The sequence below is a fragment of the Erwinia sp. V71 genome (assembly GCF_965644245.1).
Lineage (GTDB): Bacteria > Pseudomonadota > Gammaproteobacteria > Enterobacterales > Enterobacteriaceae > Erwinia.
Genome location: NZ_CBFFRK010000011.1, coordinates 60,608 through 72,339, shown reverse-complemented (window position 1 = coordinate 72,339; position 11,732 = coordinate 60,608). Strand labels below are relative to the sequence as shown.

The following is an 11,732-nucleotide window of genomic DNA, read 5'->3' as shown; positions in this document are numbered from 1 at the left end:
ATCACCATGGGTAAAGGATGTTAAAAAGTGTTCACCATGTCCCCGAACACCTGTCTGCAATGTCCCCGGACCGTACACGTTGTGGGGGAGGGGATCAAATCAGCGATGCCAGCAAGAACGTAACCTCCAGCCACATAAATGGAGAGAGGGACTCGGATCGATTACAGCCCCAGTGCCATTCCTGCCAGCAGATAAATATTCAGCGAGACCACAAGCACCACAATCACCCTGCCGCTGTTCTGCATCAGCCGTGAATTGACCATATCACCCATAATTTCACGATTGCCGGTAAACGCCAGTAGCGGCGCCAGCGCCAGCGCAATGCCAAAGCTCAGCAGCACCTGGCTCATCACCAGAATACGCGTTGGATCCCAGCCCGCCATAATCACGATAAAGGACGGCAGCATGGTGACCACCCGCCGTACCCACAACGGAATATGGAAGCGAATAAAACCCTGCATCACCACCTGTCCCGCCAGCGTGCCTACCACCGTGGAAGAGAGGCCGGCCGCCACCAGACTGAGGCCAAATACTGTCGCCGCCGCATGGCTCAGCAACGGGTCCAGTGTCAGATACGCCTGCTCAAGATCGGCAACACCGGTATGACCACTAAAATGGAACGCAGCAGCAGCGGTCGCCATCATCGCCAGGTTTACAAAGCCGGCGATGGTCATGGCAATCGCCACATCCAGTTTGGTCGAGGAGTAACGCTCAGCACGCGTGCCCTGATCTCCCGCCTGGGTCAGTGACGAGTGTAAATAGATAACGTGCGGCATAATGGTCGCGCCCAGCACGCCTGCAGCCAGAAATACCGCATCCGCCGTAGGCAGGGATGGAACTGCCATGCCGTGCAGCAAATCGGTGACTTTAGGCTGCGAGAAAAACAGCTCGACAATATAAGCCGCAGCGACAAACAGCAGCAGACTGCCAATCACCAGCTCCAGCGGCTTTTGCCCGCGGCTCTGCAACATCAGAATCAGGAAAGTCGCGATACCGGTCAGTACCGCGCCCTGCAGCAGGCTGACACCGAGCAGCAGCTTAAAGCCAATTGCTGCGCCGATAAATTCCGCCAGATCGGTGGCCATGGCGATAATTTCCGCCTGCACCCAGTAGAACCAGACCGCAGGACGGGGAAAACGGTCATGGATATGTTGCGCGAGGTTTTTGCCGGTGGCGATACCCAGTTTCGCCGACATCAGCTGGATCAGCATCGCCATCACATTGGCCCAGACCACCACCCACAGCAGCTGATAACCGTATGAAGCTCCGGCTTGAATATTGGTCGCAAAGTTACCGGGATCGATATAACCGATCGCCGCGATAAAGGCAGGCCCGAGCAGCGCCAGCTTGACCTTGCGCACTCCGCGTGCAGCCTGTTCTGCGCTGCGGCTCTCTGACATAGTGGTGCCCCTTGCCTGAAATAAACGCCCGATACCCATACAGCATACGGGTTGTTAAGCGCGACAGAATTCGGTTTTAGTGATTGTTGTGATAGCCGCGACTATAAAGTATAGCCTTTGCTATATAGATAACCACATTATACCAGTGGCAAAAAATGAGCAATCGCTTTGACGATGTGTTAAACAATTTTAACAAAAAAGACGCATCGCACTATTTAGCACCACATCAGGATGTGATCCGCTAGGCTTTTCTCAGCCATACCACGATAGGTAATTATTATAATGTGGTTTTGATCTCGTTTTTACCTTTCGCGTTACATAGAATACACGGCGAAATATAACCTGCCTCAAATTTGGAGCAATCATGTCCCGCATTTTGCACTTTGCGTTAGCGCTGGCTGTTGTGGCGTTACTGGCCCTGCTGGTCAGCAGCGACCGTAAAAACATCCGTGTGCGTTTTATCATACAGCTACTGGTGATTGAGGTGCTGCTTGCCTGGTTCTTCCTGAACTCGGAAATCGGCCTCGGCTTTGTACAAGGTTTTTCGGATCTGTTTGAAAAACTGCTTAAATATGCAGCAGAAGGGACAGGGTTTGTCTTTGGCGGCATGAATGAGAAAGGTCTGGCGTTCTTCTTCCTGAACGTACTGTGCCCTATCGTGTTTATCTCCGCGCTGATCGGTATTCTGCAACACTTCCGTATCCTGCCGATTATTATCCGCGCGATCGGTACTGTGCTGTCGAAAGTGAATGGCATGGGCAAGCTGGAATCCTTCAATGCGGTAAGTTCACTGATTTTGGGACAGTCAGAAAACTTTATCGCCTATAAGGATATTCTCGGCAAAATGTCACAGCGCCGCATGTACACCATGGCGGCTACCGCGATGTCGACGGTTTCCATGTCGATTGTTGGTGCGTACATGACCATGCTGCAGCCAAAATATGTTGTGGCAGCGCTGATCCTGAACATGTTCAGCACCTTTATCGTGCTGTCCGTGATCAACCCGTACCGCGTTGACAGCGAAGAAGATCTGCAGCTGAGCAACACCCATCAGGGTCAGAGCTTCTTTGAAATGCTGGGCGAATACATCCTCGCCGGTTTTAAAGTGGCGATTATCGTTGCCGCCATGCTGATCGGTTTTATCGCCCTGATCTCCGGTATCAACGCACTGTTTGACGCTATCTTCGGCATCAGCTTCCAGGGCATTCTCGGCTACGTGTTCTTCCCGTTTGCCTGGGTAATGGGCGTACCAGCCAGCGAAGCGCTGCAGGTAGGCAGTATTATGGCGACCAAACTGGTGTCCAACGAGTTCGTGGCGATGATGGATCTGCAGAAAATTGCCGGTCAGCTGTCACCACGCGGCGAAGGCATCCTCTCCGTGTTCCTGGTGTCGTTTGCTAACTTCTCGTCTATTGGTATTGTTGCCGGTGCGATTAAAGGCCTGCATGAAGAACAGGGTAACGTGGTTTCCCGCTTTGGCCTGAAACTGCTCTACGGTTCAACACTGGTGAGCGTACTGTCGGCGTCTATCGCCGGTCTGGTACTGTAATCCTCTGCGGGGCCGGGTACTGCCTGGCTCCGCGGCTTTTCCCGCATCCTCTGTCGCCCTCAGTCAACACGCACAACCTCAGCACACCCCATCATTAGCAGGTAAAAACAGGCCGGTGAATAAATCGCGGAAACGACAAATCTCTGCATAAGCAGAATGATGGAAAAATAAGGGAAGAAAGAGAATTTGGTGGAGATAAGCGGGATCGAACCGCTGACCTCTTGCATGCCATGCAAGCGCTCTCCCAGCTGAGCTATACCCCCACATCTGGAATCGTTTTTTCAGTGCCAAATCGTTGGGATGCGATTTGGTGGAGCTAAGCGGGATCGAACCGCTGACCTCTTGCATGCCATGCAAGCGCTCTCCCAGCTGAGCTATAGCCCCGAACCGAAAAACCGTGTCGTATCGACGGACGGCATAATATGAAACAGCCTCCGGGGTGTCAACGGCAAATTCATATTCTGTGGCTGATCGCTGAAAAAGGCGTCAACAACATCTCTGATGACCGAAATTCAGCCGCTTAGCGTGATGAAAATCCGTCCGCGTCCGCCATGTTAACCTGGGGTTAAAAATGGCAGTAAAAGTTACTTGTTTTTGTTAACGGCTCGTGCAAAACTTCGCCCGCTAATTAATTAACCAATAATCGCCCCACTGCCTTATCCCGTGCGCAACACCCGATTCCAGCAGTGGGTACTGGCGCTTATCAACTATTACACAGAGCTATCATGTCTTTGCATACACCAAAAGAAATCGCGGCTATCGCCATTCAGGCGGGCGTGAACAAAAGCCACGCATCGGTCAGCACCTTAATCATTCTTGGCTTCCTGGCGGGTGCGTTTATCGCCATGGGCTTCTTACTGGATATCCATGTTATCTATCAGTTACCGGCAGACTGGGGCTCATTTGGTGGCCTGCTGGGCGCAGCCGTGTTCCCGGTAGGGATCATTCTTACCGTTCTGGCTGGCGGTGAGCTGTTGACCGGTAATATGATGACCATGCCAATTGCCTGGTTTGCCCGTCAGATCAGCGGTTTCGCCGTACTGCGTAACTGGTTCTGGGTCACGGTCGCCAACTTTATCGGCAGTATTGCTGTGGCATACTTCTTTGGTCACCTGCTGGGCATGACAGAAGGCGATTTCCTGAAGAAAACCGTCGCCATCGCCACCGCGAAAGTGAATGCTGACTTTATGCATGCCTTTATCTCTGGCATCGGCTGTAACTGGCTGGTGTGTCTCGCCACCTGGCTGGCGTTCGCCAGTAAAGATGTGGTCGGCAAAATCTTCGGTATGTGGTTCCCGGTTATGGCCTTCGTGGCGATTGGTTTTCAGCACGTGGTCGCCAACATGTTTATCGTCCCTGCCGCGATTTTTGCCGGTTACCTGAGCTGGGCAGAGTACCTGCCAAACTTTGTCGCCGTGTTCCTCGGTAACGCCGTCGGCGGCGCAGTGTTTGTTGGTCTTGCTTATTTCCTCGCTTTCCGTCCTGCCACAGAAAACGCCAGCGTAACCCGTTAAGCCATCTCTCTGCCCTTCGCCAGCCGGTGAAGGGCATTCTTTGCGCCAGATCGCATTTTTTTAACCGTTAGTTATTCCTCTGGCGATTTACTGTAAGATGTCCGCTTAAGTACAACCGTTACAGGGACTGAAACGTGAAAAAGGACTGGTTAACGCCAGAAGAGCTGGCGAAGGTTACGGGCTATAGCCGTCAGACCATCAATAAATGGATTAAAAGGGAGTGCTGGACCACCGCGCCAAAACCGGGCGTTCAGGGAGGAAAGGCGCGTATAATTCACATCGATGAACGGGTAAAGGAGTTTCTGAAATCCACGCGTCATGCTGCTGAGCCTGCCGCACCTTATGTGGTGAATCAGAATCCGCTACCGGGTTTGTTAATGACCTCACTGCAACAGATGACGTCAGAGGAACAGGCGAAACTGTCTGCATTACTTGTCCGCGAGGGTATTCAGGGCATTTTGCAGCGTCTGGGTATTAGCGAAGAATAAAAAAAACCGGAAGCAGACATCTGCTTCCGGTTTTTTATTGCCTGCCGATTACGCCTGGCTTTCGCGTGCTGCGATATAGCTCAGCGCTTTCTCAATACGTGCCACAGAACGCGACTGACCGATAGCCTGAACGGTCACATCCAGTGCCGGAGACTGGCCTGCACCCGTGACCGCCACACGCAGTGGCATACCGACTTTGCCCATGCCGACTTCCAGCTCATCTGCCGCCGCCTGAATCGCGTGATGGACATTTTCGGCTGTCCAGTCCGTGATCGCTTTCAGCTTATCACGCACCACTTCCAGTGGCTGACGCGCGACCGGACGCAGGTGTTTCTTCGCGGCATCCGCATCGAACTCGTCAAACTCTTCATAGAAATAACGGCAGGATGCCGCGATCTCTTTCAGCGTTTTGCAACGCTCGCCAAGCAGTTTCACCAGCTGCGCCAGTTCGGGACCGGTACGGGTATCGATCTTCTCCTGCTCAATATGCCACTGCAGATGCGTCGCAACATATTCCGGCGCCAGGGTATTGATATAGTGGTGGTTCAGCCACTGCAGTTTCTCGGTGTTGAACGCACTGGCAGACTTGCTGACAGCATCCAGCGTAAACAGCTGTTTCATCTCGTCAACCGAGAAGATTTCCTGATCGCCGTGTGACCAGCCGAGACGTACCAGATAGTTCAGCAGCGCTTCCGGCAGATAGCCGTCGTCGCGATACTGCATCACACCGACCGCACCGTGGCGTTTGGACAGCTTTTTACCGTCATCGCCAAGGATCATCGACACGTGGCCATACACCGGCACCTGCGCGCCAATCGCTTTCAGGATGTTGATTTGACGCGGCGTGTTATTGATATGGTCTTCACCACGGATCACATGGGTGATACCCATATCCCAGTCGTCCACCACCACACAGAAGTTATAAGTTGGCGATCCATCGGTACGACGGATGATCAGATCGTCCAGCTCCTGGTTGCTGAATTCGATCGGACCACGGATCTGATCGTCAAAAATAACGGAGCCTTCCTGCGGGTTACGGAAGCGCACCACATGCGGCTCATCCGCAGCATGGTGCTCATGGCTGTCGCGGCAGCGGCCGTCATAACGTGGTTTCTCGCCGTTCGCCATCTGGGTTTCACGCAGATTTTCCAGACGCTCCTTCGAGCAATAGCATTTATAGGCGGTTCCCGCCTCCAGCATCTCATCAATCACCGCGTTGTAGCGGTCAAAGCGTTTGGTCTGATAGTACGGGCCCTCATCCCAGTCGAGATTCAGCCAGTTCATACCATCCATAATCGCGTCGATAGCCTGCTGCGTGGAGCGCTCCAGGTCGGTATCTTCAATACGCAACACAAATTCACCGCCTAGGTTGCGGGCAAACAACCAGGAGTAAAGTGCAGTACGGGCGCCACCGACGTGCAGATAGCCGGTCGGGCTGGGAGCGAAACGGGTTTTGATTTTCATTAAACGATGCCTTATTACGCGGATGCGCTGACCAATGTCAGAAAACAGTAACCTGTATCCTGAATAATTCGGGTTGCCGCCTGGCGCCAACCTGAAAAATGACGGGTACGTACTGAAATAATGTGGCGGTATTCTATCACCTGACGGCGAATCCTCAACGACCTTCCCCAGAGTGCAAACCTGATCTGGCGGAATATCGCACAAGAAAACAGAGGTTTTGCTTAAAACGGCAACATCCTGCCTAAATTTAAGACGAACGATCATTTTCGTTTTAAAAAGCGTTGACTCACTTCGAACTATCCCTATAATGCGACTCCACACAGCGGGGGTGATTAGCTCAGTTGGTAGAGCATCTCCTTTACACGGAGGGGGTCGGCGGTTCGAGCCCGTCATCACCCACCATCACTTAGATGGCCGCAGTGAGTAGTAAGAGCGTTGAAACATGGGCGATTAGCTCAGTTGGTAGAGCATCTCCTTTACACGGAGGGGGTCGGCGGTTCGAGCCCGTCATCGCCCACCATGCTTCAACACAGAATCTTACTCCGAAATGGGTGATTAGCTCAGTTGGTAGAGCATCTCCTTTACACGGAGGGGGTCGGCGGTTCGAGCCCGTCATCACCCACCATTTCGGGTCGTTAGCTCAGTCGGTAGAGCAGTTGACTTTTAATCAATTGGTCGCAGGTTCGAATCCTGCACGACCCACCATATTCAGAGAAAAGCACCCTATGGGTGCTTTTTTTCGTTTCTGTGCACAGAACGTATTCGTGCAGGATTTGAACCTGCAGCAGGTTCGCGTCGAGCGCCAGCGAGACAACGTTGCCGCAGGCAACGACCCGCAGGGCGAGGCCAAAAGCCGAGTCATCCTGCACGACCCACCATTTTCAGAAAAAAGCACCCTATGGGTGCTTTTTTCGTTTCTGCGTCCTCATATTGCTCTTCCCCGCTCTGTAACACTTCATCACACAAAATCGTGTTGTCCGTCACAAATCAATATCAAGTTTTCATCATCAATGCCGATCTTATCAGCCTCGGTATGCGTCAAAACAGCGGCGCTAGCGATACCCGTTTTGGCAGCTCATTACTATATAAAAACAGCAACTTAAACTCTGGGTTGCTGGATTTCATTTAGAGGGAAACATGTGATGGCATCAGTAAAGAATATGAAAGTCGGTTTTCGCCTGGGCGCCGCATTCGGCCTGGTGATACTGCTCCTGGTTATTGTCAGTACCACCGCAGTGATGAAAATCGGCAACATTAACAACAATGTCGACAGCATTGTGAATGACCGCTACAGCAAAGTACGTCTGGCGTTTGAAGTGCGTGACGGCGTCAATGATCAGATTAAATTTCTGCGTGGCATGGTGATTGATATTGCCAACGCGGAAGGCAATGCCAAACGTTTTGGCCAGCTTGATGAAGCCGTAAAAAAAACCGATAACGCGATTAATAAAATTGCCGACCTGCAAACCACAGAAGTGGGTAAGAAAAAAATTCAGGTGGTGAAAGATGTTGCTCAGACCTTCGAAGTTGCCCGCCAGCAATTACTGGCATTGATTCGCGCAGGTAACGAAGCGGAAGCCAAAGAGTTCGTCCTGCGCAAAATCACCACCGCGCAGAATGCTTACCTCGATACCGTGGTGAAATTTGCCGATTCGCAGTCCAGCCAGCTGCAGGATGAAGGGGCACAGGCAGTTTCCGACGCTTCCACCGCAATTAACGTCACGCTGGTGTTCTCACTGCTGGCGATTGCCGCCGCTGTGCTGCTCGGCTTTTTCCTTACCCGTTCGATTGTACGTCCGCTGCGTGAAGCGGTTGGCATTGCAGAAAACGTGGCCTCCGGCGATCTGCGTACCACCATTCGTGTCACCTCATCAGATGAAACCGGTCAGCTGATGCAGGCGCTGAAAAACATGAATGACAACCTGCTGCAGATTGTCACTGAAGTGCGTTCCGGCACCGACCTGATTGCCACCGCCTCCAGCCAGATTTCCGCAGGCAATATGGATCTCTCTTCCCGTACCGAGCAGCAGGCCAGCTCGCTGGAAGAGACGGCATCGGCGATGGAAGAGATGACCTCAACCGTGAAGCAGAATGCGGATAACGCCCGTCAGGCGAACCAGCTGGCGGCACAGGCTTCGCAGGTCGCAGTACAGAGCGGTAATGCGGTGAAACAGGTGGTCAGCACCATGGAGATGATCAACACCTCCTCGAAGAAGATTGTCGATATTATCAGTGTGATCGACGGTATCGCCTTCCAGACCAATATCCTGGCGCTGAACGCCGCGGTAGAAGCCGCCCGCGCCGGTGAGCAGGGTCGCGGTTTTGCCGTGGTCGCTTCTGAAGTGCGCAGCCTCGCTCAGCGTTCTGCATCCGCCGCGAAAGAGATTGCTCATCTGATCGAAGATTCCGTTTCCAAAGTGGATGAAGGCACCAAACAGGTTGCACTCGCCGGCACCACGATGGAAGAAGTGCTCAACAGCGTGCAGAGTGTCACCGCGATTATGGGTGAAATCTCCATCGCCAGCTCCGAGCAGAGCACCGGCATTGACGAAATCAATATGGCAATTACTCAGATGGATCAGGTCACTCAGCAGAACGCCGCACTGGTGAACGAATCCGCCGCCGCCGCACAGTCGATGCAGGAACAAGCAGAGCAACTGTCACAGGCCATTCGCGTATTTAAAGTCAACGAAACGATGGCTTACCAGCAGTTACCACGTCTGGCCTGAAACGCATGATATTTACGGGCGGTCTCACGGCCGCCCGCACCTTTACTGCTTCTTTGCAAAACATTAACGCTTTGAGCGCTCAAGCTTTATTCGTTGCGCTCCGATATTCGTAGTGATGCACTGTAAACGGAGGAAATATGTCATCAATATCCAGTATCAGCGGTAGTACCAGCAGTACCAGCAGTTCTGGCAGTAGCAGCAGTGTGGCGGCACAAATCGCCAGCCTGACCAAGCAGATCCAAAGCGTCACCCAGCAGATCAAAGAGCTGTCCAGCTCCACTGAACTGACTGACGAGCAAAAAGCGGAGCAGGAGCAGGTTCTGCAGTCACAAATCGCGATGCTGCAGGCACAGATTGCCGCGTTACAGCAGAAACAGGCTGAAGCGCAGAAGCAAACACAGCCAGCAGCCGTCAGCGATGCTTACAGCAGTGATGAGAAAAAGGCGGATGGCGTTAACCGTCCGACTGAGAGCAATTCTCTGAACGTGTATATCTAAAACGGCGGAGAGATTTCTCTCTGTCGCGTCAGCAGGTCCGCCTGCTGACGCACTTCCTGCCAGATCACTTCAGCTGCAGGCGTCAGCGATCGATTCTTACGGCGAATCAGCATCAGCGTGCGATTGATTTCCGGCAGAATACGCCTGACCATTAGCGGCCGCCCTTCCGGTAACGGCAGCGCCAGCGCCGGTAAAATACTGATGCCAATCCCCGCTTCCACCATCGGATACAGCGTCGCCGGATGACCAATCTCCTGCACAATCTCAGTCTGCACCTGCTGCCCACGCAGCGCCTCATCAATCAGCAGGCGACTACCGGAAGCATAATCCTGCAACACCATCGGACGACCATTGAGCATCTCCCAGCGGATCTCCGGCACGCTGGCCAGTGCATCGTCGCGCCGGCATAACAGCAGAAACGGCTCGGCAAGAATCGCTTCACAGTCAAAATCGGCGGACTGCAAAGGATCGATAACGATGCCAAAATCCACTTCCGCATTGCGCACGCTCTGCAACACCCACTGCTGCGGACGATCGCGCAACATCACTTTGATCTCAGGATACGCCTGCTGGCTGGCGGCCAGACACTGTGGCATCAGATGCGCTGAAATCGTCTGGCTGGCGGCTACGCGCACAGTCCCGCTGCGCTGCTGCCCATAGCTGCGCGCATCCAGCAGCGTGGTGTTCAGCTCTTCCAGTAAACGTTCCAGCCGGGTCGCCAGCTGCTGCCCGGCCTCGGTGAGCATCACTTCACGCGTGGTGCGATCCAGCAGGCGAATCCCCATCTCCGCTTCCAGCTCTTTAATGCTGTGACTGACCGCCGACTGGCTGAGCCCGATGCTCTGCCCCGCCTGACTAAAACTGCCATGCTGCGCCACGGCGACAAACACCCGCAGCTGACGAATACTGTAATTCATGATGAATTTTCATAGATGAATGCAATAAATCAATTTTATTTCTAAACCCGGACAACGCACAATAGTGTCATCATAAATTCATCAGGCATTAACCATGGGCATTTTTCGACTTGATCCACTGATGGTCAAACTGATTATCACCGTATTACTGGCCAGTTTCCTGCCCGCGCGCGGTGACTTTGTCGTGTTCTTCCACTGGCTGACCACCGCCGCGATTGCATTGCTGTTCTTTATGCACGGTGCCAAATTGTCGCGTGAAAAAATTATCGCCGGCAGCAGCCACTGGCGGCTGCATTTATGGGTGATGTTCAGCACCTTTGTGCTGTTCCCGATTATCGGCCTGCTGTTTGCCTGGTGGCACCCGATCAATATCGGCGATGATATCTATACCGGCTTTATGTACCTCTGCATTCTGCCTGCTACAGTGCAGTCCGCAATCGCCCTGACCTCTCTGGCAGGCGGTAACGTCGCGGCCGCCATCTGCAGCGCCTCAGCATCCAGCCTGCTCGGGGTGTTTATCTCCCCACTGCTGGTCAGTCTGGTGATGGATATTCACAGTGATATCGGTGGCAGTGGCCTCGAACAGATTGGCGACATTATGCTGCAGCTGCTGCTGCCGTTTGTTGTCGGTCATCTGTCACGTCACTGGATTGGCGGCTGGGTGGAAAGACATCGCAGCCTGATTGGCAAAACCGACCAGACGTCGATTCTGCTGGTGGTCTACTCCGCCTTTAGTGAAGCGGTGGTGAATGGCATCTGGAACCGTGTGGGCGTCACGACGCTGCTGTTTATCCTGGTCGTCAGCCTTGGTCTGCTGTTTATCGTGCTGGCGATTAACCTGCTGGCGGCGCGTCTGTTTGGCTTTAACCGCGCTGATGAGATCACCATCCTGTTCTGCGGCTCGAAAAAGAGCCTGGCGAATGGCGTGCCGATGGCCAACATTCTGTTCCCGGCCTCGGCGGTGGGGATTATCGTGCTGCCGCTGATGATTTTCCACCAGGTGCAGCTGATGGTGTGCTCGGTGATTGCTCAGCGCTATAAGAAAAAAGGTGAAGCAGAAGCCGCGAAACTGCAGCAGGGTAAAGCGGTGGTGGAATCGCAGAAGTAAGATCCCCTCCCCCATAAAATGGGGGAGGGTCAGAGTGGGGGAACAAGCGGCACAGCGTCGTAAGCT

General features: G+C 53.3%; 9 protein-coding genes, 6 tRNA genes and 1 other RNA gene. 11 read left to right on the top strand and 5 right to left on the bottom strand.

Going from position 1 to position 11,732, the window contains the following annotated elements:
- Window positions 1-161: 161 nt before the first annotated feature.
- Window positions 162-1,400, bottom strand: a complete 1,239-nt coding sequence (locus ACSZO1_RS04560) for an Nramp family divalent metal transporter (RefSeq protein ID WP_437609969.1) — start codon at window positions 1,398-1,400, stop codon at window positions 162-164.
- 364 nt (window positions 1,401-1,764) lie between these two features.
- Between ACSZO1_RS04560 and ACSZO1_RS04555 the strand changes: the two genes are divergently transcribed.
- Complete coding sequence (locus tag ACSZO1_RS04555) at window positions 1,765-2,949, top strand: NupC/NupG family nucleoside CNT transporter (RefSeq protein ID WP_437609966.1); 1,185 nt, start codon at window positions 1,765-1,767, stop codon at window positions 2,947-2,949.
- Window positions 2,950-3,136: 187 nt separating this feature from the next.
- On the opposite strand, the gene ACSZO1_RS04550 is transcribed toward ACSZO1_RS04555, so the two are convergent.
- Window positions 3,137-3,212, bottom strand: a tRNA-Ala gene (locus ACSZO1_RS04550).
- Window positions 3,213-3,257: 45 nt separating this feature from the next.
- Window positions 3,258-3,333 (bottom strand) — tRNA-Ala (locus ACSZO1_RS04545).
- A 341-nt stretch (window positions 3,334-3,674) separates the two neighbouring features.
- Between ACSZO1_RS04545 and ACSZO1_RS04540 the strand changes: the two genes are divergently transcribed.
- A complete protein-coding gene (locus ACSZO1_RS04540) occupies window positions 3,675-4,463 on the top strand; it encodes a formate/nitrite transporter family protein (protein WP_437609964.1) in 789 nt (262 codons plus the stop codon).
- Window positions 4,464-4,597: 134 nt separating this feature from the next.
- The gene (locus tag ACSZO1_RS04535) at window positions 4,598-4,951 is read left to right on the top strand and encodes a YfeC-like transcriptional regulator (RefSeq protein ID WP_437609962.1); all 354 of its coding nucleotides are present in this window, start codon (window positions 4,598-4,600) and stop codon (window positions 4,949-4,951) included.
- 48 nt (window positions 4,952-4,999) lie between these two features.
- Here the strand turns inward: ACSZO1_RS04535 and gltX are convergent, their stop codons facing one another.
- The gene (gltX, locus tag ACSZO1_RS04530; protein WP_437609961.1) at window positions 5,000-6,415 is read right to left on the bottom strand and encodes a glutamate--tRNA ligase; all 1,416 of its coding nucleotides are present in this window, start codon (window positions 6,413-6,415) and stop codon (window positions 5,000-5,002) included.
- Window positions 6,416-6,741: 326 nt separating this feature from the next.
- On the opposite strand from gltX, the gene ACSZO1_RS04525 reads away from it, so the two are divergent.
- From ACSZO1_RS04525 to ACSZO1_RS04495, 7 genes are all read left to right on the top strand, one after another.
- Window positions 6,742-6,817 (top strand) — tRNA-Val (locus ACSZO1_RS04525).
- 42 nt (window positions 6,818-6,859) lie between these two features.
- A tRNA-Val gene (locus ACSZO1_RS04520) sits at window positions 6,860-6,935 on the top strand.
- A 29-nt stretch (window positions 6,936-6,964) separates the two neighbouring features.
- Window positions 6,965-7,040 (top strand) — tRNA-Val (locus tag ACSZO1_RS04515).
- A 4-nt stretch (window positions 7,041-7,044) separates the two neighbouring features.
- A tRNA-Lys gene (locus tag ACSZO1_RS04510) sits at window positions 7,045-7,120 on the top strand.
- A 45-nt stretch (window positions 7,121-7,165) separates the two neighbouring features.
- A non-coding RNA gene (locus ACSZO1_RS04505) (RtT sRNA) lies at window positions 7,166-7,293 on the top strand.
- 264 nt (window positions 7,294-7,557) lie between these two features.
- Window positions 7,558-9,144: a methyl-accepting chemotaxis protein gene (locus ACSZO1_RS04500; RefSeq protein WP_437609959.1), complete on the top strand. Its 1,587-nt coding sequence runs from the start codon at window positions 7,558-7,560 to the stop codon at window positions 9,142-9,144.
- A 137-nt stretch (window positions 9,145-9,281) separates the two neighbouring features.
- On the top strand, window positions 9,282-9,641 hold the full coding sequence (locus ACSZO1_RS04495) for a FlxA-like family protein (RefSeq protein WP_437609956.1): 360 nt from the start codon (window positions 9,282-9,284) through the stop codon (window positions 9,639-9,641).
- Here ACSZO1_RS04495 and ACSZO1_RS04490 read toward each other — a convergent pair.
- Window positions 9,638-10,558 carry a LysR substrate-binding domain-containing protein gene (locus ACSZO1_RS04490; protein WP_437609954.1) on the bottom strand — a complete coding sequence of 307 codons (921 nt, stop codon included), beginning with the start codon at window positions 10,556-10,558 and terminating at the stop codon, window positions 9,638-9,640. The genes ACSZO1_RS04495 and ACSZO1_RS04490 overlap by 4 nt on opposite strands.
- 94 nt (window positions 10,559-10,652) lie before the next feature.
- Between ACSZO1_RS04490 and ACSZO1_RS04485 the strand changes: the two genes are divergently transcribed.
- Window positions 10,653-11,666 (top strand): bile acid:sodium symporter family protein, encoded by a 1,014-nt coding sequence (locus ACSZO1_RS04485; protein ID WP_437609951.1) that lies wholly within the window; start codon window positions 10,653-10,655, stop codon window positions 11,664-11,666.
- Window positions 11,667-11,732 lie beyond the last annotated feature (66 nt).

Excerpts from the sequence above, each read along its gene's own strand:
- ACSZO1_RS04495 (WP_437609956.1), top strand. The coding sequence starts at position 9,282 with ATGTCATCAATATCCAGTATCAGCGGTAGTACCAGCAGTACCAGCAGT.
- ACSZO1_RS04500 (WP_437609959.1), top strand. The coding sequence starts at position 7,558 with ATGGCATCAGTAAAGAATATGAAAGTCGGTTTTCGCCTGGGCGCCGCA.
- ACSZO1_RS04560 (WP_437609969.1), bottom strand. The coding sequence starts at position 1,400 with ATGTCAGAGAGCCGCAGCGCAGAACAGGCTGCACGCGGAGTGCGCAAG.
- ACSZO1_RS04555 (WP_437609966.1), top strand. The coding sequence starts at position 1,765 with ATGTCCCGCATTTTGCACTTTGCGTTAGCGCTGGCTGTTGTGGCGTTA.
- ACSZO1_RS04540 (WP_437609964.1), top strand. The coding sequence starts at position 3,675 with ATGTCTTTGCATACACCAAAAGAAATCGCGGCTATCGCCATTCAGGCG.
- ACSZO1_RS04485 (WP_437609951.1), top strand. The coding sequence starts at position 10,653 with ATGGGCATTTTTCGACTTGATCCACTGATGGTCAAACTGATTATCACC.
- gltX (WP_437609961.1), bottom strand. The coding sequence starts at position 6,415 with ATGAAAATCAAAACCCGTTTCGCTCCCAGCCCGACCGGCTATCTGCAC.
- ACSZO1_RS04490 (WP_437609954.1), bottom strand. The coding sequence starts at position 10,558 with ATGAATTACAGTATTCGTCAGCTGCGGGTGTTTGTCGCCGTGGCGCAG.